This is a genomic window from Marinobacter sp. RI1, assembly GCF_041155085.1.
Lineage (GTDB): Bacteria > Pseudomonadota > Gammaproteobacteria > Pseudomonadales > Oleiphilaceae > Marinobacter > Marinobacter nauticus.
This window is the reverse complement of sequence record NZ_AP031605.1, coordinates 777,964-800,746: the sequence shown is the minus strand read 5'-3', so window position 1 is coordinate 800,746 and position 22,783 is coordinate 777,964. Positions and strand designations below refer to the sequence as shown.

16 protein-coding genes are annotated in these 22,783 nt (G+C 57.9%); 4 read left to right on the top strand and 12 right to left on the bottom strand.

What is annotated here, in order from left to right; genetic code table 11:
• Positions 1–86: 86 nt before the first annotated feature.
• Together ACAM27_RS03560 and ACAM27_RS03555 are read right to left on the bottom strand one after the other, a co-directional pair.
• Positions 87–2,090, bottom strand: coding sequence for a hypothetical protein (locus tag ACAM27_RS03560; RefSeq protein ID WP_011787107.1), 2,004 nt, complete (start codon positions 2,088–2,090; stop codon positions 87–89).
• Between the two features lie 43 nt (positions 2,091–2,133).
• Positions 2,134–2,760 carry a hypothetical protein gene (locus ACAM27_RS03555; RefSeq protein WP_022993268.1) on the bottom strand — a complete coding sequence of 209 codons (627 nt, stop codon included), beginning with the start codon at positions 2,758–2,760 and terminating at the stop codon, positions 2,134–2,136.
• Between the two features lie 205 nt (positions 2,761–2,965).
• Here ACAM27_RS03555 and ACAM27_RS03550 point away from each other — a divergent pair, with 205 nt between their 5' ends.
• The 4 genes from ACAM27_RS03550 to ACAM27_RS03535 all read left to right on the top strand — a co-directional run bounded on the left by ACAM27_RS03550 (position 2,966) and on the right by ACAM27_RS03535 (position 5,620).
• Entirely contained in the window at positions 2,966–3,370 is a 405-nt protein-coding gene (locus ACAM27_RS03550; protein ID WP_011787109.1) for a YjfI family protein, read from the top strand.
• Positions 3,371–3,384: 14 nt separating this feature from the next.
• Positions 3,385–4,083 (top strand): PspA/IM30 family protein, encoded by a 699-nt coding sequence (locus tag ACAM27_RS03545; RefSeq protein WP_222534924.1) that lies wholly within the window; start codon positions 3,385–3,387, stop codon positions 4,081–4,083.
• A 66-nt stretch (positions 4,084–4,149) separates the two neighbouring features.
• Positions 4,150–4,482 carry a hypothetical protein gene (locus tag ACAM27_RS03540; protein ID WP_011787111.1) on the top strand — a complete coding sequence of 111 codons (333 nt, stop codon included), beginning with the start codon at positions 4,150–4,152 and terminating at the stop codon, positions 4,480–4,482.
• 43 nt (positions 4,483–4,525) lie between these two features.
• Complete coding sequence (locus ACAM27_RS03535; RefSeq protein ID WP_222534925.1) at positions 4,526–5,620, top strand: rhomboid family intramembrane serine protease; 1,095 nt, start codon at positions 4,526–4,528, stop codon at positions 5,618–5,620.
• 26 nt (positions 5,621–5,646) lie between these two features.
• Here the strand turns inward: ACAM27_RS03535 and ACAM27_RS03530 are convergent, their stop codons facing one another.
• The 10 genes from ACAM27_RS03530 to ACAM27_RS03485 all read right to left on the bottom strand — a co-directional run bounded on the left by ACAM27_RS03530 (position 5,647) and on the right by ACAM27_RS03485 (position 22,666).
• Positions 5,647–6,096 carry a DUF4124 domain-containing protein gene (locus tag ACAM27_RS03530; RefSeq protein WP_022993270.1) on the bottom strand — a complete coding sequence of 150 codons (450 nt, stop codon included), beginning with the start codon at positions 6,094–6,096 and terminating at the stop codon, positions 5,647–5,649.
• Positions 6,097–6,187: 91 nt separating this feature from the next.
• Positions 6,188–7,350, bottom strand: a protein-coding gene (locus tag ACAM27_RS03525) for an IS3 family transposase (RefSeq protein WP_226598067.1) whose coding sequence is annotated in 2 segments (ribosomal slippage) — positions 6,188–7,095 and positions 7,095–7,350 — 1,164 coding nt in all. Because the reading frame shifts where the segments join, the coding sequence is not laid out codon by codon here.
• 124 nt (positions 7,351–7,474) lie between these two features.
• A complete protein-coding gene (locus ACAM27_RS03520) occupies positions 7,475–8,038 on the bottom strand; it encodes a hypothetical protein (RefSeq protein ID WP_369612568.1) in 564 nt (187 codons plus the stop codon).
• Between the two features lie 484 nt (positions 8,039–8,522).
• Positions 8,523–12,563: a hypothetical protein gene (locus tag ACAM27_RS03515; protein ID WP_369612567.1), complete on the bottom strand. Its 4,041-nt coding sequence runs from the start codon at positions 12,561–12,563 to the stop codon at positions 8,523–8,525.
• 39 nt (positions 12,564–12,602) lie between these two features.
• Complete coding sequence (locus ACAM27_RS03510) at positions 12,603–13,142, bottom strand: DUF4123 domain-containing protein (protein ID WP_369612566.1); 540 nt, start codon at positions 13,140–13,142, stop codon at positions 12,603–12,605.
• Between the two features lie 18 nt (positions 13,143–13,160).
• On the bottom strand, positions 13,161–15,284 hold the full coding sequence (locus ACAM27_RS03505; RefSeq protein ID WP_369612565.1) for a type VI secretion system Vgr family protein: 2,124 nt from the start codon (positions 15,282–15,284) through the stop codon (positions 13,161–13,163).
• A 103-nt stretch (positions 15,285–15,387) separates the two neighbouring features.
• Positions 15,388–18,981, bottom strand: a complete 3,594-nt coding sequence (gene tssM, locus ACAM27_RS03500) for a type VI secretion system membrane subunit TssM (RefSeq protein WP_369612564.1) — start codon at positions 18,979–18,981, stop codon at positions 15,388–15,390.
• 27 nt (positions 18,982–19,008) lie between these two features.
• Positions 19,009–20,457: a type VI secretion system protein TssA gene (gene tssA / locus ACAM27_RS03495; RefSeq protein WP_369612563.1), complete on the bottom strand. Its 1,449-nt coding sequence runs from the start codon at positions 20,455–20,457 to the stop codon at positions 19,009–19,011.
• An 11-nt stretch (positions 20,458–20,468) separates the two neighbouring features.
• On the bottom strand, positions 20,469–21,104 hold the full coding sequence (gene vasI, locus ACAM27_RS03490) for a type VI secretion system-associated protein VasI (RefSeq protein ID WP_022991308.1): 636 nt from the start codon (positions 21,102–21,104) through the stop codon (positions 20,469–20,471).
• Positions 21,101–22,666, bottom strand: a complete 1,566-nt coding sequence (locus ACAM27_RS03485) for a sigma-54 interaction domain-containing protein (RefSeq protein ID WP_369612860.1) — start codon at positions 22,664–22,666, stop codon at positions 21,101–21,103. Before ACAM27_RS03485 ends, vasI begins: the two co-directional genes overlap by 4 nt.
• Between the last annotated feature and the right edge of the window lie 117 nt (positions 22,667–22,783).

Sequence of the window (22,783 nt, the reverse complement as noted above, 5' to 3'; positions counted from 1 at the left end):
AAATCATCCTGAACCAAAGAGGGGAATGCGGTTAGGGGAAAGCACTCCCGGCACCTTGGGTCCGGTACCGGGAGCCATCGGCCTTATCAGGCCGTCTCGGAACTGCGGTTAGGCTTTTCACCTGCCACCCGGCCGGCAATGTTCGAGAGCGCCGCCTGCAGCGAGGGGGACTTGTCCAGCACGCCCTGAACACTCTTGCCGTAGCCAAGGCCCTGGGCAAACTTCTCGAAAATGCCGCCGTCGCCGCCGATCATTTCGAACTTGGCGTCTTTCAGGGCAGCAGCCATAACCCGGCCATTTTCCAGCATTCCAGCCTTCTGGGCGTCGATCTGGGCCATCACTTCCTTCTCATGAACTTCCAGGTTCATGCGGAACTCTTCAAAGTGACGGGATTCCTCAGACATGCCATCGTAGGCCTTGAGTTTCTCAACCAGACCAGCCGCTTCGGCCTTGGCCATGGCTTCGCGGGCTTCGGCTTTGGCGTGGCCCATGCGCTGCTCACCTTCGGCTTCGGCCAGAACCATAGCCTTACGGGCATCGGCCTTGGCAACACCCAGTTTCTCTTCACCCATGGCTTCGGTTTCCAGACGCTGCTCAAGCACCCGAACCTCGGCCATGCCGGCTTCTTCATCGGCCTTGGCGGTAACCGATTTGACCTCGGCGCGGGCCAGACCATCAGCCCGGATAGCAGACGCCTGAGCTTCCTTGACCTGCGCTTCGGCAAGGCCATCGGCCGCGGCCATAGCCTGGCGACCACGGGCCAGTTTCTCATCAGCCACCGATTTCTTCTCAGCTGCATCCATTTCCGCCTGGGCGGTGACCCGAATCTGCTCGGCTTCCAGCTTGGAGCGCTCAAACGCCGCCTCGGCCGCTTTTACATCTTTCAGCTTCAGTTCTTCGGCATCGGCTTCAGCCGCCACCACTTTCTTCACCTTCAAGCGGTCTGCTTCGGAGCGGTTGCGAACATCCTTGATGTTCTCTTCCTCTTCCGCCACGTTGCGCTCAACGGCAATACGCTGGCTGGTGATATCGGCAATTTCCTTGCGTTCTTCTTCCAGCGCCTTTTCCATGCCAATGCGCTCGATTTCCACCGCCCGCTCACGGTTAACATCCTCGAGCTCCCGGGCCTGGCGAATACGCACTTCCTCAATCTGCACCGCACGCTCGCGGGCTTTCATGGCCATTTCAATCTGGCGCTGCTTGTTTTCGTCCGCAATCGCCAGTTCTTCATCCGTCTTGATACGAGCGGCTTCGGCACGGGCCCGCTCCTGCTCACGCACCTGCTCGGTTTCCGAAGTCTCACGGGCCTGCAGGGTTTCAATTTCCCGGCGCTGGCGCGCTTCGGCTTCGGCCTGGCTGCGTTCCAGTTCCAGCGACGCTTCCCGGGCCGACACATTCTTGCGCTGGATTTCCAGCTCCTGGTCCCGCTCCAGACGGTTGGTTTCCACATTGTGGAGGGCGGTGATTTCGGTAATCCGCTTGATGCCCTCGGAATCCAGGATGTTGTTCGGATCCAGTGAGGTCTTCGGCGTCTGCTCCAGGTAGTCGATGGCCACGTCTTCCAGCACATAACCGTTCAGGTCTTCCCCGATGGTCTCGACGATGGAATCGCGGAAGCGCTGACGCTCCTCAAACAGCTGCATGAACTCGAGCTTCTTACCAACGGTCTTCAGCGCTTCACTGAACTTGGCATTGAAAAGCTCGTTCACGGCATCGCGGTCTGAGGCACGGCCCACACCCACCGATTTGGCCACGCGCAGCACGTCTTCCTGGGTTTCATTCACCCGCAGGTAGAAGGCGACAGTAATGTCGGCCCGCAGGTTGTCCTTACAGATCAGCCCTTCCTTGCCGGTACGGTTCAGCTCCAGTGTAATGACCGAGATTTTCATGGTCTCGGCGCGGTGGATAACCGGCAGCACCATGGCCCCGGTGAAATACACCTTGGGCGTGGGCGACAGGTCGTTCACGATCAGGGCCTGGCCCTGGTCCACCTTGCGGTAAAACGCCTTGAACAGGGCCAGTATGCCCAGTATCAGCAGAACCAGGACCCCGACGGTCATGATTGCTGGCATCATCCAAGATAAGTCCATTTAGTCATTCTCCTGCGCTGATTGAAGGGAGTAGGTGCGGGGATTAACCGGCCGATTCGCCGGCAAGGAATTCAGCTTCCGGAACCACCCACCAGGCGTTCTTGTCCGGAATATGTTCGATCAGCACCGCGCGCTCGCGATGCGCCAAAGGCGTATGGCTGCGGACCTGCAGCACCAGATGGGCACCGTCCAGAATCGCTTCTGCCCGGCCTTTGGTTTCAGTCACCGTTGCTGAGGTAATCACGCAAGCGGTACCGATAATACGTTTCTGAAGCGGGGGTAAATACGCCCGCCGGAACAGTGGCCGAAGTGGGCGGATAACAACGGCTGTCACCAGAACACTCATCACCAGAGCGCCGGCGATGACCGCCAGGCCGAACAGTGCATGCAGGAAACCATCAGGCACCAGTGCACCGAGCAACAGCTCCGCAAAATAGCTCGCCAACCAGGCAATCAGGAACAACAGGGTAAGCACGAGTGGCAGCGGGACACCCTGGAGCCCCAGGGTCACCATCAGACCGGAGAAGTCGCCGGAGGCATCAATATCGCCATCGGCTTCGATATCGCCCAGACCCACAAGGGAAATCAGCCAGTAAACGATGGCCACGCACAACAATACCGAAAAAATGACCGTGGGGAAGGAGAAGGCAATTGCAAAGAATGTATCCATACGCGACCAGACATCCGTTCTGGTAAATCCACTGGGCGACAGTCCGTGTCAGACTGACGAGTTGTTTATAACGTAAACAAACTATTTCTTGCAAATGTTTAATTGCGAGGTATAGACTCGGATGATTGACATAAAATGTCAAGCGACAGGACAGGGTTCGTCCGGATCGGCCGAACCGATTCAACGCCACAGGAAGGAGCTATTCGTGGATACCCAATCTCTCACCCTGGCCCTGGGTGACGCCACCCATGCTGGCCGAACCTTCGATGTCATGCCCATTGCCGGCGAAGAACCGGTGCTGCAGGTAATCGTGTCCGGCGCCGAAGAAACACCGGTGTATATTACCGTAACCGACACCCAGATTCTGTGCCTTGCGTACCTTTTCGACGAACAGGAACTGGCCCCGGAACGTCTGAACGAGCTGCATGAAAACATGTTGCGCATCAGTGTTCCCATGCCCTTAAGCTCTCTTGGCAAAACCGGCCAGCACTATGTGGTCTATGGCGCACTGAGCCCCACGTCCGGCACCAGCGAGATCATGCAGGAACTGGTAACCCTCGCCGAGAATGCCATCGACCTGTTACAGACTTTTGAAGACTACCTGGCTTGAGTGAGGGCTGAGACATGAGAACCGTACTTAAAAAAATCCTGACCGCCATGCGCGGGGGTGTGAACGAACTGGGTGAAGCCGTTGTCGACGGCCAGGGCAACCGGATTCTGGAACAGGAACTGCGCGATTCCGAGCATGAGCTGAAACAGGCCAAGCAGGAGCTGGCGTCACTGATGGCCGAAGCGGCCTCCCTGGCCCGCCAGATCCGCACCGAGCAGGACAGCGCCACCAAGCGTGAAGACGATGCCCGCAAAGCCATCGCGGCTGGCCAGGAAGACCTGGCCCGGGAAGTGGCCGAGCGAATTGTTGGCCATGAGCGCCGCGCCTCAGAGCTGACCCAAACCCGGGAACTGCTGCAACAGCGCATTGTGGGGCTGAAAGAGCGAGTTCAGAAAGCCGAGAAACAGCTGGCCGACTACCGCCGGGAACTGCAAGTGGTGAAGACCAACGAGCGGGTGCTACGCACCACCGCGCAGATTGACACCAACATCAACAGCCAGCAGTCCTCCCTGAGCACCGCGAAAGAGACATTGGAACGGATTCGCGAGCGCCAGGCCCGGGAAGAAGACCGCCAGACCGCCAGCGCCACCCTGGCAAAAGAGCTGACCGGCGCAGATCTGGACGAAAAACTGAAAGCCGCTGGCATTGACGGTGAACAGGATGCCGTCAACGATGTGTTGGCACGCCTCAAGGGCGGCAACGCAAACCCGTAAACCCTGAGCGCCCCGAGTTCGGGGCGCTCACTCAAGCACCTCATAGGCGCTCTCACAGGCAACCCCATGGCGAAGAAACAGGACTGGTCCCGAGAAGAACAGGCCGTTCAGGCGGTACAGATGGCCTTCGACCTGTCCAACGATATCCAGCGCGCCTTTCGCGTGTCGGCGGCCATGCAGGATATGACGACCGCCGACATGGTGCGCAAAGTGCTCCACCTGCCCTACCGGAAAGGCCGTGCCCGCCCGCGGCTGACGGTAACCCTCAAAGACGAGGATTTCGAACTGCTGGCACGCAAGTACGAACTGGATCCGCAGGATCGTGCCGCTATTCGCCAGCGCGTGGCGGAGGAGTTGCAGGGATTTGCCAGGCAGTATCTGACTGCCTCGGATCAGTAATCGCCAGGCGCTTCAGAAACCGCTATACCAGGAAAAGGACGTCATGCCCAGAAACCGCTATCGACAGTGCCCGGCCTGCAATACCGCAAGCCTGGACTCCTCCAGCCATCCCTCCATATTCGACTGCCGCCTGTGCCACGGGCTATGGTTTGAAGATGGCGCATTAAATCAGGCGATTGCCGAGCATCATGACGGCGTAGACCAGTACGATCACGAGCAGCACCTCGGCCCCGCGCTTCGCACCAGCGACCGGCTTTGCCGGCGGTGTCGCGTGCCCATGACCCACTACCAATTGCTGGCTCACTACACCACGGAAATTGACTGCTGCCCCGGCTGTGACGGTGTCTGGCTCGACAAACACGAAGTTGATCATGTAATGCAGTCGCCGCAACTGAAGCAGGCCCTTAAAGACCTGAACCAGAAGGTGAGCTGGAAATCCTGGCTGTTCCAGTTCCTGACCGCCATGCCGGTGGAATACAACGTAAAACCCCACCGCACCCCCTGGGTTACCCGAACCCTGGTGTTCCTCTGTGCCCTGGTGTTTGGTGTTGGAGCGCTGTCCCCTGAGGCAAATGAGTGGATCTTCGTAAACCTGGGATTGAACTCCGACACCCAAAGCCCGTCACATTTTGTGCTTCAGTTGCTGAGCTATCAGTTTGTGCACGGTGGCCTGATGCACCTGGTCGGGAACATGTACTTTCTGTGGATCATCGGCGACAACCTGGAAGATGCGCTGGGGCATGGTGCCTTCCTGGCACTCTACCTGTTTGCCGGCATTATGGCGGCCCTTGCGGAACTGCTGTTGTTCGATGCCAGCCAGGGGCCCCTGCTGCTGGTCGGGGCCAGTGGCTCCATCGCTGCCCTGTTCGGCCTCTACCTGATGTGGTTCCGGCACGCCAGCCTTACCTTCATGATCATTGTTTACCAGAAGAAACTCGCACCTCACTGGTACTTCCTGATCTGGAGCCTGATAAACCTGTTCGGGATGTTCACCGCCCAGGGCGGTGTGGCGTGGGCCGCGCATCTGGGTGGCTTTGGCTTGGGGTTACTGCTGGGCTACCTGTTGCGGGATTATGTGCTGCGGAAGAATCCGCTGATTGCGATGCTGAATCAGCCGGAGGCTGCGATTAACCGGTAGCCTTGCCGGTTAATCGCAATAGGTACCTACTCGCCGCAGGTTTCTTTAACCTTGGCGCGGAAACGGTCCCGAATCTGCTGATTTTCTTCCTCAGACACGTACTCCCGCTCACCCTTCTCATTGATATCGTAGAAGGTCGAAACACTCTCCAGGTGCTTGAGACGGGCCTGGAGATTCCGGCATAGCTCCTCCTGCTTTTCGGCCTGTTGCCGGACTTTCGCCTCTTTGGCCTGACGCTCCTCCCGCTCCTTCTGTTGCTGTTCCAGGAACTCCGTCATTTTCTGCTGCCGGTCACGGGCTGTGGCATCAGCCTGGGCCGGCGCTGCATTGACGCGCACCTCCTTGGAACTGGCCTTCGCCGGGGGGCGATCGCCGAAATGGGTCTGACCGTTGGCATCTGTCCACTGGTAAACGGCAGCGTGAGAAAACGGACCAAGGGATAGCAGAAATAAAGAGATGAGAAGCTTGCGTGTCATAACTGAATTCCTTTTCGAATAATGCTTTGGACAACTTTCGAAGGAGTAGTCTACCCGATGATGTGTTTGGGAACTTTGACCGGTGTAGTGGTCAACTAATCCCGGACAGTATTTTAAGGTTTTCCTCAGCGGCAACGGGTGAAATGCCGTCGTTGAACGCATGAGGTCGTTGCCGGTTGTAGTAGTCCATCAGATAGCCACCCACATCTTTTTTGGCCTCGTGGAGGTTCCGATATCCTAGGGCCGGTATCCATTCAGATTTCAGGCTCCGGAACAGCCTCTCCATCGGTGCGTTGTCCCAGCAGTTACCACGTCGGCTCATGCTTTGTGTCATTCGATAGCGCCAGAGCCTCTGACGGAACTTACGGCTGGCATACTGGCTTCCCTGATCCGAGTGGAACATAACTTTCTCCGGTCGACCACGCTGTTCCCAGGCGTGGTCCAGAGCTTTGACAACCAGATCGGCATCCGGACTGGATGACATCGCCCAACCAACAACGCGCCGGGCATACAGATCCAGCACCACAGCCAAATAGCTCCATCGTTGGCCGCTCCAGACGTAGGTAATGTCACCGCACCAAGCCTGATTGGGCCGGTCTACCGTAAACTCACGAGCCAGATGGTTCGGAATATCTGGTCGCTCAACGGTAGCCTGCTTGTAAGCGTGAGGGCCTGGTTGCTTACAGATCAGCCCCAACTCACTCATCAGTCGTCGGACCTTAAAGCGACCAATCACCACGCCGTCATCGTTGAGCATGCCTTTGATTGTCCGGCTGCCGGCAGAACTGCGGCTCTTGGTAAACAAGCGGTTCACCTGAGCCTTCAGGGCCAGACGCTCAACATCCACGTGTTTCCGTCGTTGGCGATACTCGTAATAGCTGGAACGGCTGATATCGAACGCATTGCAGACCATTTCAACAGGCACTTGCTCACTCAACTGGTCTATCAGCGCGTACGATTCATGTCGTCCGACATCAAGAGAGCGGTAGCCTTTTTTAGTATGTCTTTCTCCTGCTCAAGGCGCTTGCAGCGGGCTTCCAATTCCTGAATTCGGCGCTGCTCCGGGGTTAAAGCTTTACCCTTTGGGGTGACACCCTCACGCTCTTCGGTCAGCTGTTTGACCCAACGGCGAACAGCACTCTCGCCCACGCCCAGGGACGTACTGGCCTGAGGAATGGTGTAACCTTGGTCCAGCACCAGGCTGGCTGCTTCCTGTTTGAACTCAGGAGAAAAAGAACGTCGCTTTCTGGTCATCAGACACCTCGTTTATGGTGGTGATCTTACCACCTACGTTGGTGTCCGGAATCATTGAACCACTACACGGGTAGTCACAAGAGCCGTCCTACCTGGTTGGCAATGGAAGCCCCCAGTTCACAAGTCAGGACGCATAATTCAGCTTTTCCGCCATCAGGTCTGGCCTGCGTGTTGTATCGATGATGGAGACATCGGTAAACATGTCGTCCACTTTCTGCTTGAAGGTTTTATCATCCATATCCCGCCAGTAACGTGACGGACGGCCCGTCGCCTGGTCGTGCTTTGCGGTGGTCGGGTCAAGGTGTCGATACTGCTCCAGCATGGGCAGTTCCGGCAGCGGCCTGGTGATGTCCATATAATTCTGAATGAAGTCCCAGTAGGCGTAACACATGGTGGGGCTGCCATGGGCGCCGAGAAGATCGCCAACGGTAACGTCCAGTTTGCTGTATCGGTGAGAGAGCACCAGATCAAACACACTACCGAAACGGTCCACCCTCGCGCAGCACCAGGCATCGAATTCATAGAAAGGTTTTTCAACCACTACCGGAGGCTTTCTGGGAAGAAAAGGAAACTTTTTCGGGTATTGCCAGACCTTGATCATGCCGGTTCGACGGTTGAATTCCCATTCGGGGCCTCGGCCATTCCGTAAAAGCCATGTCGGGAAGAGGCGTAACGCCAGTTTGGCCATCAAAATGAGAATCCAGCCGCCTCCAAGCATGATAAATTCGAATAAACCAAGACTTTGTATGTACTCGGAATAGTTTCTACTAATGGACGTAAACAACGGCGACATCAAAATCAGTGTTATCAAATATCCGGGAGAAACAATGTAGGCCCACAACGCACCTGTAACACTAATTATACTTACTAATCGAGCCTGGAGAGCCAATGGTGCATGCCGGAAGCATTCATGATTACTCTCAACGTGAAGACCGTACTTCTCTGCCAGATCCTCTTTTTTCTCCAGTCGCCGCAACTTCTTGGGTGGGTTTCTTGACATGAAGGTGGGCGGCATCACTTCACGGGTATTACCCCACGGTAATCGTAAGCTGGCTGAGCGATCTAATCCGGTTCGGTTCAATTCCTGAGTTTGATTGCTTTGCTCGGGAATCGAGTCAGAACGGTAGCTATGCGATCCATAATAATCACTCGAGCTACCATGTGGAGAAACATCAATCGACATTTTCTTGAACTCTTTGACTGTACCAAAATGGCTGGTCTTCACTGCTAAAGTCAGGTTGGGTATGACGCTCGTCCGATTTACTAAACACGAGAGGGTCTTGCGGTGGAGGCGCCGGGAAGACCATCAACATGGATTCAAGCGATTGCCTCGCCTGAATCTGGACTTTGGCCTTCCATCTATACGTTCGCGTTTCCCACGTATCGCTCTGCCAGACTGCAGTCTCTAATTTGCGTCTCGCGCTCTCAGGTGCATTCAGATAAATATGCAAACCCGTACCAGACTCCTCTGTCATTAGCACATAAGGCTCCACATCAGCCCCTTCTATTCGGTTATTCTGAACGTGACCCGATCTACCTTTAGCGACAGCAATCGTTTCGTTGAGCTGAAGCTTCGGTAAAACAGTGACAACCCCGCCCGAATTGAACAATTCAGGAATGGCGCTCTCAATCACAAAACGCTCACCAGCCATCGACAAAGCGGCCACCTGATCATCGCTGTAGCCCTCCAGAACGCCGTCTCGCGCCATTCGTCGCAAGGGGTTGTATTCAAGTCTGACCGTGACGCCCATTAACTGGCTGATCAAGCGATAGTAGGCTTCATCTGGTTTTTTCAAGAAGGGCTTCTCCGCCAAAGGCCCGAAAGGCCCATGCCGCATCCAGATGTCGAGCGGTTCGTCGCTGAATGCGAAAACCGTCGCCAGGCCCGCTACGGCCAGGATAACACCTACCGCCAGCCAACCTTTCGGCCCTAACACCAAAAGAAGTCCTGATTTACCGACAACACTTGCGAATCCGAAAGCGATCCCGCTACCCGCCAGCAATCCATAGCCGAACGCCGCTTTGTGATTTCCCATCCGATACTCGTAATAGGCATCCCACCCGGCATCCAAGGCCATAAGAAAACCGGCTGCAGCGCCAAGCCCACTTCTTACTGTTAGTGGAGCACCAAGAGATTTAACGAAAACTCTTCCAATGTCTTCTGGCAGTTCGAGCGCCAAGATCTTGGATGGCCCCAGCACCCACCGTTCACTAATTGCCGTGCCCGCAACAAACAGATCAAAACCCGCACTGAATACTCGGAGGCCGGCACGATTGTTCCCTTTAATCCTTGCATCTTGAGACCGCCCTGACCAAACGCTCGCTGAGTTAAACACCTCAATCAAACCAACAAATACCGGAAAAGCTGGCTTATTCAACACCCGATATAAACGACTGGATCTGTTACTGTTAATTTCTGCCTGATCAATCTTGTTCGCCGCATCGTTCGCGGCCTCCAGGTCACGGATATACTGTTCTTTCTTCGCAACACGGCTCCTACGGCTATCAATCTCTTGCTCAAATGCTTTGAGTTCCCGTTCCTTTCGGGCAACTTCAGCCTTTGCTGCTTCGATTCTTTGTGCCGCGGCAGCCATTGCCGCGGCTGGGGTGCCAGGACTCGGTCCAATGAATTCTTCGAGTTCAGCTAACGCACGCACCGCTTGCCGGAAGTCAGACTCAGCTTTCCGGATATCCTCAATTAACGTCACAACCGTTTCTGTTTTAGGGACTGCCAGCACGTATACATCCTCAGCAACCTCGGATGCGATACCCGCAGCCTTGCTGCGTCTTTTACTTGTTGACGCGCGAACGTCAGGTTCTTCGCCTGCCTGTATCAAGTCCCCAAAAAGCTCTACAGCCCGCTTTCCAGTTCCAGACTTGAGCTCAGCCTCACTAAACTCGAAGATGAAATAATCTTTCTGACGCGCTTTCGAGAGTCGCATCAACTCTACTTTCCCTAGAAGCTCTGGTAGGGACCGACGTAATTGCTCCAACGAAACAGAATAAAGCTTCATTCTGCCTGCAACCGCCGTTTTCATGATTGATTGTTTCTGCCGGCTCAGTTCTTTGAAGCGTACGTCGAGCTCGATCAGTTTGTTCCGGATCGCCTCAAGTTCAGCTTCTTTCCCTCTGAGGTTGTTAATTCTCCGTTCGATGTTCCAGCGTTGGTTTTCAAGATTGGAGATTTCTATTCGAAGCTCTGCCAACTGCTTCTTTATAGCCGCCAGCTTTGCATTTCTCGCCTCAATAGCTTGGCTGGCATGATGAATCGCAGCCCACATATTGCCGTGGACACTCATCAAAACCTGACTACCGAGCCTCATGTTCGCCGTCAGAAGTGTTTCGTAGGACCCTGCGGCAGCTTCGACTGCTAATTCAAGCCCATCGATCGTTTTTAGCTCATCAATATCGGGAAGATCGGTAATAGACATGGCAGCGAGTTCCGTTTCGCGGAACTGCCCGTTGCCATGATTGACCTGAGGCTCTGCCGGAGGTTGATACGGTTTTTTCTGATCTTCCGGGCTGAAGCGGGGGAACAGCAGAGAATAGAGAACTCGACTGTGCCGGCCCTCACACAGCCCCTGTAACCAGTGTTTTCCTTCACCATCGACCGCACCCTCAACGTCAATGTCGAGGGCATCACATTCCGCCGGTTCGGTGACAAGGTTCATAACTAGAGATGTTACGAAATTGAATGCACCAGCGTAATCATAGCTGTCATGAGTGAACAAATCCGTCAGAACATGATGGGTGCGTTCGTTTGATAGCAATTCCAATAGCTCAGAATGCACCTTCTCGAGATAAGCTCGCCCCATCTGACGCTCAGAAACCGCAAGCGAGCGTTCAAGCTCTGCTCTGCCCTGATTATTTATTTCCGCCATGTGCTTGTGAAGCTGATTAGGCTCCGACGCGATCTGTTCTGGCTCGATCACAGAATGAACCAGCAAGGCAGAGTCAAAGTATGGTCTTGCCTTGGCGCGCCGCACAGCGGCATTCAAATACCAGGCCGCCACCTGTCGACGACGCTGGTTGTATCGAAGCTGGTAGATCGGATCGTCCAGCAGAATAACGCCAATGCCACGTTTTTTTGCATTGATCGTAGCATCCGTCTCAGCAGTTCCAGAGCCAGGCCAAGTGAAGGGCTCTGGGTCCTCTGGCCGACACTGCTGTATCAATGCCTCCTCTGCCTGGTGCAATGATCGATGCAGGCAATTGCTGAGAGCAGTCATCTCCGGTCTTTCGTCTTCGGCGATCGGGTCTTCGGGATCCGGACTTTCCTGCCTCTGGTGAATGGACTTTGCTTTTTGCATAGCCCGATCCGGATAGGTTCCCTCTAAATCCAACAGATAGTCATCGGGGCGGTCAAACTGCCACTCCAATGCGGGCACCCGGGAGCGTTGCGGTGAAAGATACTCCGCAAGAAATGCAACACTGTTACCGCTGGAAGCATTGGAATTCTCTACACTTACCTTCGTTTCTGATCCAAAACGCATATCGATGCTAACGCAACGATTTTCCCGGTCTGTAGCAGAGCGCTCCAAATGCATCACGCGCTCTCCCGGCCACTGCGATTCGCTGAAGGCCATCTCCAATGTCAGCCAATCACTGTTAATCCGGGCCGGTATCCAGATTTCACTCATTGCCGACCCAGTGACTTTCCGGTATCCAGGCTCTAGCTGACCACTGCGCGAACGATGTTTGGTAAGCGCCACGTCGTGATACGAAGTTTGCCCTTCTTCATCTATGCGGATTTCAATTTCACGCCATAGCTTTTCCTTGTAAAAGATATACAGGAACCCTGCACGAGCCAGAACCTGGCGGGCAGGCTTCTGCCCATGTAGCTCTATGCCAGACAACAGGGTCGCCGGCACGACCGGTAGTACGACGTGGCGTTGATGCTCAACTTCCCTTTCGGTGCTGGTCGCATCATCCAGAAAGGGCACCCGAATCGGGCCATCTTCAGACTTGATTTCTATCCAGACATTCCTTGAGGGCTGCCCCTTCCAGGGCCAGACATGCAGAATGGAATTTTCCAGAGGTTCTATTTCAACCTGTTTCTCCAACCACTCTTGCTGCTCGTAGTTGGATTCATCAAAGATTCGAAAAGCATGCCCATCCGGGTGCTCTTTGCCGATAACCTCAATAATCAGCGATTCGTCCTCGCAAGTCGGGCTACAACCAGTTGTAGACTGCTTTGCACTATTCTCAGACATCCCTGTCATTCCTTGCGTTCTAAACGTATCAATTCGGACTCAGGCCTCTGGCTTGTTCAATGCCTGCCACTGAGTTTCTGAAAGCGTTGGTACGGGCAACATAGTGAACAGACTTGGTCTGTCGGTGGTTTGCCAACGTTCCTGACCGCTTTCTCCGTACCAATAAATAACCCGTTCAATCACATCCGCCTGGTCTTGAGTACCCGGAGATAAGCGTTGCCATACCTCAGGGTCGTAAAGTCGCAGCAGGCCCTGTCGTTCCCCGTCAAAGCGCACTGTCAAGCGAGCCCTTAGCCAACTCGTCACGGACTCAAGGCTCTCAGAGGACTCCAGAATCAGCCCGATAAGCCGCCCTTCTTTCAAGCCTTTCAAAGCCCACTGATACTCCGGGCTCTGCTGTTTAGCCTCCAGAACAACGGGGCTTTCGGCCAGGTACTGTTGCCAGTCAGTCTCAGCAAACAGATAAAGCCACTTCGGAGCGTCTGTCTGTTCATACAAAGACCGCACAACTGATGGTTTCTGCTGCGCCTCCAGCACTATATAGCGCACCTTGTCAGTCGAAGGTTTTGCAAATACCACAATGGGCTCCTTCACGTATCACGCTGTCTGATTCTTACCGCAAGGACAGTTCCCAAGCGGACAAGTGCCATCGGGTTTCTGCTGGCACTGCTCAACAATAGCCGTTCGATTCATCCGAGCCTGTTTCAGTCGGTGGGCAACGATGGCTTTTGGCTGAGCACTCGCTCTCTGGCTAACCTCCGCCAACGCCTCCGGCGCCACAGACCCGCCAGCAGCCGTCACCAACCCCGGCATCTCCGGCACCTGCACCTTCTGCCCACTGCCTTTACCTGCAGCCCCACCGGCATTCATCTTTATACTCGCGCCCCCCATGGCCACGCCACTGGGATCGATCTTTACGAAGCTGCCGCCGGCTTTCAGGGTGATTTCGGCGCCGGCCTCAATGACGGCTTTCTGGCCGGCTTTGATATGCAGTTCGGTGCCGGAATTGCTGAGCCAGGCGGTGCCGGCTTTCAGGTGCAGAGTACCGGTGACATTGAAGCTGTGGTCTTTGCCGGTTTGTTCGCGCTTTTCGCCGTCCACGGTGTGGTGGCTGTTGCCTTGGGTGTGGCTGAAGCGGTTGTTTTCCACCGTCAGATGGCTGTCGTTCCTGATGACTTCGGTGCGGTTGTTTTCCGTCAGCAGGTCCAGGTCTTTCTGGGCGTGCAGGTAAATCTGTTCTTCGCCGGCTTCGTCTTCAAACCGCAGTTCGTTGCTGCCCTCGCCCTTGTGGGTTTTGGTCTTCAGGGTGGTCCGGGTTTTGTGTTCCGGCAGCGCGTACGGCGGTGTGTTGGTGGCGTGGTAGGTTCGTCCGGTGATGATGGGCTGGTCCGGGTCGCCGTCGAGGAAGGAGACGATGACTTCGTGGCCAATTCTGGGCAATGCCATGAAGCCGTACTGGCCACCGGCCCAGCCCTGGGCCACGCGCAACCAGGCGCTTGAGTGTTCGTCGTTCTTGGAATAGCGGTCCCAAGGGAATCTTACTTTCACCCGGCCGTACTGGTCGCAGTGGATTTCTTCACCCTCGGGGCCGGTGACCAGAGCCATCTGGGGGCCGTCCATCACGGGTTTGTGATTACACAGGGGGCGCCAGGTTTTGTCGGCCGGGATGGCGCTGAAGGTGTTGTGATAGCTGGTGGGTTCGCTGCCACCCTCTTCTTCCAGGGCCTGGGGCTGTTTGCCGGTGTGGGTAATAGCGGTGAGCAGCCATTCCCGGTTCAGGGTCTGGCTGTCGTGGTCCTGCAGTTCCACTTTGGCGCCGGGGGTGAAGTCCGGGCGGTTGCTTTTGCCGTTGGCCATGGCGGCGTTGTTTCTGAGGGCATCCAGTTTGTTCTGGGTGAACGGCTGGCCGCTGGCGTCGGCTTTGTAGCGGCCGGGGTAGTCGTAGTGCTGGTAGTCTTCCCGGTGGTTCGCGTCGGCAGCGCTGTGTTCATGCATCAGGGCGTAGGCGGGGTTCTTGAAGGTGTAGTCCTTCATGGCCACGGTGGCGGCTTTGACCCGTTCTTCGTAGGCAAACTGGAACACGCAGGCCTGTTGGGTGCTGCCTCCGGCTTTGGTGTTACAGGTAACCGGCTCCAGCTTCGGGGCGTCGCCGTGGTGGTCGGCAAGAATCAGTGCCGGTTGTTCTTCACCATCCACGCTGCCGTGCTGGTAGCGGTAGTGCCAGCCTTCTTCGGCGGTCAGGCGTTCCAGGAACTGCAGGTCGGTTTCCCGGTGCTGGACGCAGTATTCCCGTTCTTCCGGTGGGCGTTTGAAGTCAAAGATGGAATCCACAATGCCCCGCTCTTCGAGCAGGGTGCGCACGATGGCGTCGGTGGTCTGGGTCTGGAAGATGCGGCTGTTGTGCATCAGGCCCAGGCGCCACAGGGGCGGCTGGATGACCACTTCGTAGCGGGTGCGGCGGTGGCCGGTGTCGCCGCGCATAAATTCGTTCACCACGCCGGTGAACCGGCGCAGGGGCTGGCCGTCCTGCCACACCACCAGGTCTACCGGCTGTTCCAGTACATCGGCGGCGGCCACATCCGGGTCGGTGCTGGCCAGCTGCAACCGGCCATGGAACAGATCAGACAGCCGTTCGGTCAGCGCGAAGCCGACAACGACAAAGTGGTCCGAGGGGAATTCGCCTACACGGGCGGTGAACTGCAATCCGCTTGCCTGGGGCATGACTTCGATCCCTGAAGATTGAATGTATCCGTTTTCAGCCTGCGCCATCCGGGTGCCGGCTCCCGCCAACCCGGGCACACATACCCGGGCGACGGAACACAGTTTAATACAAGCTGCGGGGTATGCGGTACCCTGAGAGCAATTGCTCTGTGAACGGGTTGGTATTGCTGGCCGCGTGCAGGCGATAACGCATTTCCCCGTCATCCACCGTGAACTTCACGTCCACCGCATTGCTGCTGACACCGGTGATGTCCGCCTTACCCAACAACCGGAACAGTGCCCAGGGACCGCTCTCGGAAATGCTCCGGGGCGAGCGGTTAACCTGGATCGGCACCAGCGTTACCCGACTCTCCACGGTGTCCCGCAGGGTGTTCGGCCATACCAGCGGAATGCTCTGGCTGGGGCCATGAGAGAACTCCACCAGCTGGCCATCGATGTTCACCACCGAGCGACGTTTGTTGTTGCTGAGGTTCAGGGGTTCCAGCGCGAATTCCACATCCAGCGTACCGCTGCGGGTGAAAAACGCCTGGCGAATCTGCCGGGCACGGTCCAGCGCAGCAACCACGTCCCGGCGCACCAGGCTGGCCCGGCGGGCATCACCCACATGTTCCGGATGGTCTTCCAGGAACAGCTTCAGGTTGTCGTTGTAGAAGGTTTCCAGAATACCGTCCGGCGCGAAGAAGCGCTCGAAGTCCTGAAGCGCGGCATCACGCCCTGCCCCCTGGGTAAACGGATAATGCCGGGCCAGGTTCTGCTGGAATGGCTGATAAACTTCGCGATACCAGTCACGCTCCAACTGGGCTACCGCACTGTCCAGAACCACCCGCCAGCTTTCGGTGGCCAGGCGGCTCAGTATCCGGTTCAGGGGTTCTGGCTGATGACCGGCCATGCGCTGTAGCGTGAAGATGGGGTCGGCGCCCTGCAGGCCCATGCGGGCACGGGCGGCACTGAGGGCAGCTTTGCCGGTATCCGGGGATTCCTGGATGTTTCGCATGTATTCATGCAGCTCACCCACCACCAGCATGACTTCCTCCAGCCCAGACGGCTCCTCACCCTGCTTGCGGGTAAGCTGGTTCAGATCGCTGAACTGGCGCTCTATGTCCTGCAGCATGCGGTAATGGGGAGATTGCTCAAGCAACTTGCGTGCGGCTTCCGCTTCGCCTTCACCTACCGGAATCAGGCGGGTGTTTTCCCGCACCTGCGCCAGCAATCGGGCCAGTGGCTGATGGCCGCTGGTCAGGCTGTCGAGAATACGAACGCCGTGGTTGAGATCCTCAAACCGATGGATATCCAGCCGGCTCAGCGCTGTGCGCCAGGCCTCGGCATAGTGCTCGGCGTACAGCGTTTGCAGGCTGGCCAGCAGTTCGGCTTCATCGGCCTTGCTGAAATCAACATCATCCCGACGGCCCAGCACCCAGGCGTCAATCAAGGCCAGTTCGGTGACCGATCCGGATTCCCGAAGGAACCATTTTTCCAGTCCCTCCCGGGTCAACAACGCTGGTATCGAAAGTGGATCCTCAGCAGACGGCACATCCTCGGCAAGCGGCTCGCCGTAACTGTCCAGGCGGGTGAACACGGTCGAGAACGCCGGGCCGGAGCTGCGGGCCAGTTCCAGTGGGGTCGGGAAATCACGGCTGGCCTCATTCTCCAGCTCGCGGTATACGCGGTCTGAGGTGCTGATACGACCAAGCTCGTGCTGTGCCCATTCAACACTGCTGCGGAAGGGCGCCAGAGCCATAGTGGCGGTTGGGTCGCCGTTGGCTGCCAGGTCCGACAGGTCGGTGTGGGCCATGGCGTATTGCAGGTGCCCATACAGGCGATTCTGCACATCGCGCTGGCCGGGGAAACGGGCCTGCCAGTATTCACGCATGTAACCGGACACGATGTCGGTACGGCGGCCGCTGGCATCGTAAAGCATCCGCAGCACGCGCAGGTGTTCGAGCCGCTCAGTGCTGTTATCCGGGGCCTGGCCCATTTCCTCCATCACCCCAAACATCAGCGCAGGCAGGTATTGATAGGCCAACATGTTCAGGTAGGCCTTATCCACTTCCGGGCCCACCTTGTGCCCCTGGTACAGCCCCATATCGGTCACCAGCGGCCACTCCTTGCGGTAATCGCCGAAGGCCAGAGTGGCATCCCGCAGCTCATCCAGCGGTTGCAGCAGATTACGGCCGGTGGTGTCCGGCTCATAGCCAACCGGCTGCCAGTCGTTCAGATAGCTTTTCACCCGGTTTTCCACCTGGGCGGCCGCTTCGGCATTCTGGAGAAAATAATGCTGCCAGCCCGCCGTCATGCCCGCACCGGCGGCCAGAGCCACCACGGCGGCAACGGCCACCCGACGATGACGCTGGCGCACCACCCGCCGGTTATCCCCGGCCAGGCCCGCCTCCGGATAGATGATTTCGGGGAACAGCCCCTTGGTGAACAGGCTCGCAGACTGGCCACCACGCTGGGCCGGCTGAATCGGGTCGGACATCTGGTAGTTCCGGGCAGCAGCGGAGACAAAGGCGTCCTCGGGCACACCTTCCTGCAACACCGAGGTGAAGTAGGTGCCGCGTACCAGTGCCGGTGTGGAGAAGGCATCCGCCGACAGCAAATCCGTCAGGAACTGCTCCATGGCCGGCTTCAGGCCCGCCAACTGGCGGGTGAACGAATAAGCCGCCGCCCGTTCTTCGTTATCACGGGTGTTGGCCAGCACGTCCGGCAGGCGTTCGGTGAGCTCATCCACCATATCGGCGTAACGCTCGGCAAACTGTTCCAGCCACTGGTCCTGATCCTGCTGGCCGTCCAGCCTGAAGGTGAACCCCAGGGCCTTATCCTTCTCCGCCTTGCTGAGAGTACGGACAAACGGCGCAAATCCGTACATCAGATCCATCTTGGTGAAGGTCACATACACCGGCAGCCGGGACCCAAGCTGTTCCATCAGCTCCCGCAGGCGGGTGCGCAGCAGAATGGCGTGGGCTTCACGCTGCTGTTCGTTGGCGGCGCTCAGGCGCGCAAGATCCACAGCCAGGATAACGCCATTGAGCGGCCGCTGGGGCCGACTGCGTTCCAGCCAGGCGATAAAGTGGTTCCACAGCCGGCTCTGGATTTCACCGGTGGCACCCTCGCCCTGGTTCTGGCTCAGCAGTTCGCCATCCGGGTCGATCAGGACACCGTTGTCGCCAATCCACCAGTCAAAACTGAACGGGTTACGGTCGCCCCGGTTGTTACGGGTGACGTTGGTCAGGGTATAGGTTTGCCCGGCACGCTGAATCAGGCTGGTCTTGCCGGCATCTTCCAGGCCCATCACCAGATACCAGGGCAGACGGTACAGGCCCTTGCGACCCGGCAGATTGCTTTTCAACGCCTGCAGCTGGCGGTCCAGCAGCCGCTGTTGGCGACGCTCCATGGGCAGAATCGGGTCTTCCTGCTCCCGCTGCTCCTCGGCCTTGGCTTTGTTCACTTTACCCAGGCGACGGGCCAGCATGGTACCCCAGACCATCACCACCAGCAGGACCACCCCGAGGGTGACCAGAGCACGCATCTGCCAGGCCATCAACGGGTAGTCGCCGTTGATTTCCAGGCGTGGCCCCAGCCACCAGGTGGCTACCAGCAGGGCAATCACCCCCAGAGCCAGGGTGACGGGAGCGGCGCTGCGGATGTAGGGCAGAAGCCAACGACCAATGAGTAATGCTTTTCTCCACATGGTTTCCATTCCTGCGTTCGTTGCGTCTTGCGGGTGTTACGCCAGTCGTTCCAGTTGTTTTACAAGAGCCGGTTCCCAGTCTTCGAGAACCCGCCCCTGGATCTGGTTTTTCAGATCCTGAATCTGTTCGGCGGCCAGGGCTTTCAGGCCGGTTTCCTTGAGCAGCCGGGCCGTGGCCAGGCGCCAGTAGAAGCGCTCGCGCGGCTCCCGGGCATCGGCCAGACCTTGCTCCAGCAGTTCCATGGCCGGAGCCAGTTTGTTCTGCCGCACCAGCTCAAGCGCACCGTCGAATGCCTGCTCCCAGGGGTTGGCACCTGCGCCCGTTCCTTTGCCAGCCGCGGGGGCTGTGTGCAACCAATCTGCACCATCGTCACTGAGAAACGGTGTGCCATCGTTGAAGGTGAGCTCGGCCAGTTGCGGCAGGCGGTCGACAAACGCTTTCAGGGCTTCCCGGATGGCCTCCGCGCAATCGGTATTGCCAAGGGCCATGGCCGCCCGGGCGCTGAGCCAGTGACCATCGAGCCAGAACGGGCTGACCGACAGGCTTTGTTCAATGCGCTGCCACAGTTCAAGGTCCGGTGTTTTCTCCAGAGCTTCCTTGTACTCGGCCACCCGATCTGCACTGACGGCGGCCAGGTCTGTGCGCTTGCCATCCCGGGTTGGCGGCAGGCTGGTGATACTCTGCCAGATGGCGTACCGACGCATGCGGTAGCCCAGGGCGTTGTCCGGTTCGCTGCTGGTCAGCAGTTCGGCGACCCTGAGCAGACTCTGCCGGGTCGCACGCTCGTTACTCGGGTCCAGTGTCAGATTGCCCAGCGACGCGGCCGTAGTGTTGGAACTGGCCGAGCTGGAGGGCGATGAGCTGGCCGTGCTCTCCTGTTTGTTTGTCGGGGTGTTTTCAGACGCCGTCCGGGGCGCGGTGGCCTGGTCCGGCTTGGGCAGCTTTTCCACGGCCCGCTTCAGGTCGAACAGGGCGTCGTCAGGTAAATCCCGGTCTTTGGCCTGGGTATCCAGTTTCTCAACCAGATCCAGACAGAACTGACGACCATCTCCTACGCTGGCATCAAAGTTCAGGCTCTCAACCGCTTTAAGGGCCCGCTGCAGCATCTGCGTAAACAGCATCTTGCGAGCCCGCTGCCCTTTGGCACCGGGATAGGGCCACGCGTTTTCCCACCAGTCGTCCAGCACCCGATGCAGCAGGTACAGCGACAAGGCAAACCGTTCACCATCGCCGCCACGTTGCAGGCTGAGCATGACAAAACCCAGAACCTTGATGTCCTTGCTGCGATCCGCCAGCAGTTTCAGTGCTTCGCTTTCAACCTTGTGCCAGTCGATGTCGTTGTGGGCCAGCGAGCCCACTTTCATGATCTCGTCTTCGAGAAACTCCAGCGTGCTGTCTTCAGCCAGGCTTTCGCCTACCCCGGTGTCACCCGGGATCGGGTTCAGTACCTGATCCACGTAAGGATGCTGTTCAATCACCTGCATGCCATCACTCCTTACCAGCCACAGGCCTGGCGCAAAGGCTTGATCGCCTCAGCAAAGCCGTTGAGGTCAAACAGCAGGCCATCAAGCTCCCGAACCCCCGCCTGCAGGCGCACATCCGGCTGGTTGACCACATCCAGTACGGTGCGGATAGCGGGCAGGCCGCGACCGGCGCTGACCACCAAACCTTCATCCCGAACCCGCCAGTGTGCCCGATGGGGCCCCAGAGTTACGTCCACTCGCTCGCGATCCAGTGGCTCCGGCAGCATGATGGCCAGCTCGGTGATGTTGTTGTGGCACTGCAGCGACAGCACCGGGCGTGGAGGTTTTACCCCGAGCGCGGTCACCGTCACCAGATGACCCGCCGCGCTGCCGGTGTCGCGATAGACCACCCCGCCGGCATCGTTCCCGCTGGCCTGTGCAAACACTCGGCGCCAGCGCTCCGACTGGTTCACCAATGCCGGATGCTGGCCGGCCTCGTACTGCGCCAACGGCGTACCGAACACCTCATCAAAACAGGCCAGACGTTCCAGCCGGTTCGGTTGTTCAGTGCAGGCCCGGGCTTCCGCCAGGCGGGTATCGGCCCAACTGCTGGTACTCACCAGCAACAGGACCATCAAGGGCAATCGGTGCAGGTCTTTCAGGGTCATACGTCGGTTACCTGATACTTCAGACATTTATGGGCCAGTGTGCGTTTTGGCAGGCCCAGGCTTTCCGCGGCCTGGGCGCGATTGCCGCCATACTGGCGCAGACGTTCGCGGATGATGGCGGCCTCAAAGGCCTGGGCGGCGGCTTTCAGATCGCGGATATCATCGGCCGGAGGCACGCCCGGGATGGTTTTGGCTTCCACGAAGGCCATGGTCGACTCCGGAGAGTCGGCAAACAGATCGTCCAGGCGCAGGACTTCCGGCTGAATGTCGTCACCGGCCGGGGTCTGCAGACAGGCCAGTTCGATGATGTTGCGCAGTTCCCGGACATTGCCCGGGAAGCTGTAGTCGGCCAGCGCGCTCAGGGCGTGGCTGCTGATGCCCAGCGGGCCACTGCCCTCGCGCTCGGTGTAGAGCCGGATGAAGTGACGGCTGAGCGCTTCCAGATCTTCACTGCGTTCCCGCAGTGGCAGAACGCGCAGGGGAAACTGGCTGAGGCGGTAGAACAGGTCCCGCCTGAACCGGCCGTCCTCAATGCCCTCCTGAAGCGGCTGATGGGTGGCCGCCACCAGGCGGAAATCCGAATGTTGCTCTTCCCGGGCGCCCAATGGCCGGAACTGTCGGCTTTCCAGCACCCGCAACAATTTGGATTGCAGTGCCATGGGCATATCGCCAATCTCATCCAGAAACAGGGTGCCGCCGTTGGCCTGGGCCAGCAGGCCTTCTTTGGCCTGGTCGGCACCGGAGAAGGCGCCCCTGGTGTGACCAAACAGTTCACTCTCCAGCAAGGTGTCCGGGATGGCTGCACAGTTGACCACCACCAGAGGCCCACTGGCACGGTCGGACATATCGTGGATGCCCCGGGCCACTACATCTTTGCCACAACCGGTTTCGCCCTGAATCAGCACAGACAGCTGGCTGCCAGCCGCTCGCACCACCTGGGCCCGGAGGTGGGTCATGGCTTCGGAATTGCCAACCAGGGTATAGGCTAACTGGCTGCAGCGCTGGCGCAGGCTTTCGGCATCGTGCAGGTGGTCCAGGGAGCGCTTGAGCAGCCGCCGTTGCCACACCTGGTCACGGGTTTGCAGCTGGCTGATCCATTGATGCACCAGCAGTTGCTTCAGGCCGCTGTACAGTGGCTGCGTAACGATGCCCTGCCAGTCAGGATGGTCGCCGCACAACACGAGCATGCCGAGGGTGCGGCCATCTTCGCCCTTTAATGGCTCCAGCCAGAAGCTTCTTGGACGGCCACTGAGTTCCAGGAGCGTCTGGAAGCCGGCATGATCCAGGCGATAGCTGGCAGCACGGGTGAGTTCCCGCGGCTGGCCTGTCTGCAGCACGTGGGCAAAGGGGTGGCTGAAGTCGTTACAATCAAACTCGCCCGCTTCGTCCAGTTTGCTGCAGTGCAGGGTCCGGCCGCTGAGGTCGAGTTCCAGCGCCCAGCACTTGCTGAGCCCGAAGGCGCTTTCGAGTTGGCGGGTGGCGGTGTTCAACAGCGCTGGCAATGTGTCCTGTTTGATCAGTGCCACCGCCAGATCGATGCCGGTGTGCAGTTCCTTCTGCATCCTTCCCATGCTTTCATTCCCAGAATAATTACTTAGGAGATCGTCGCCCGCGCATCCTGCGGAGTGGCTTTCCAAAACACGCTGTGAATACATCCTTGTACGCTCCCTCATCGCTCG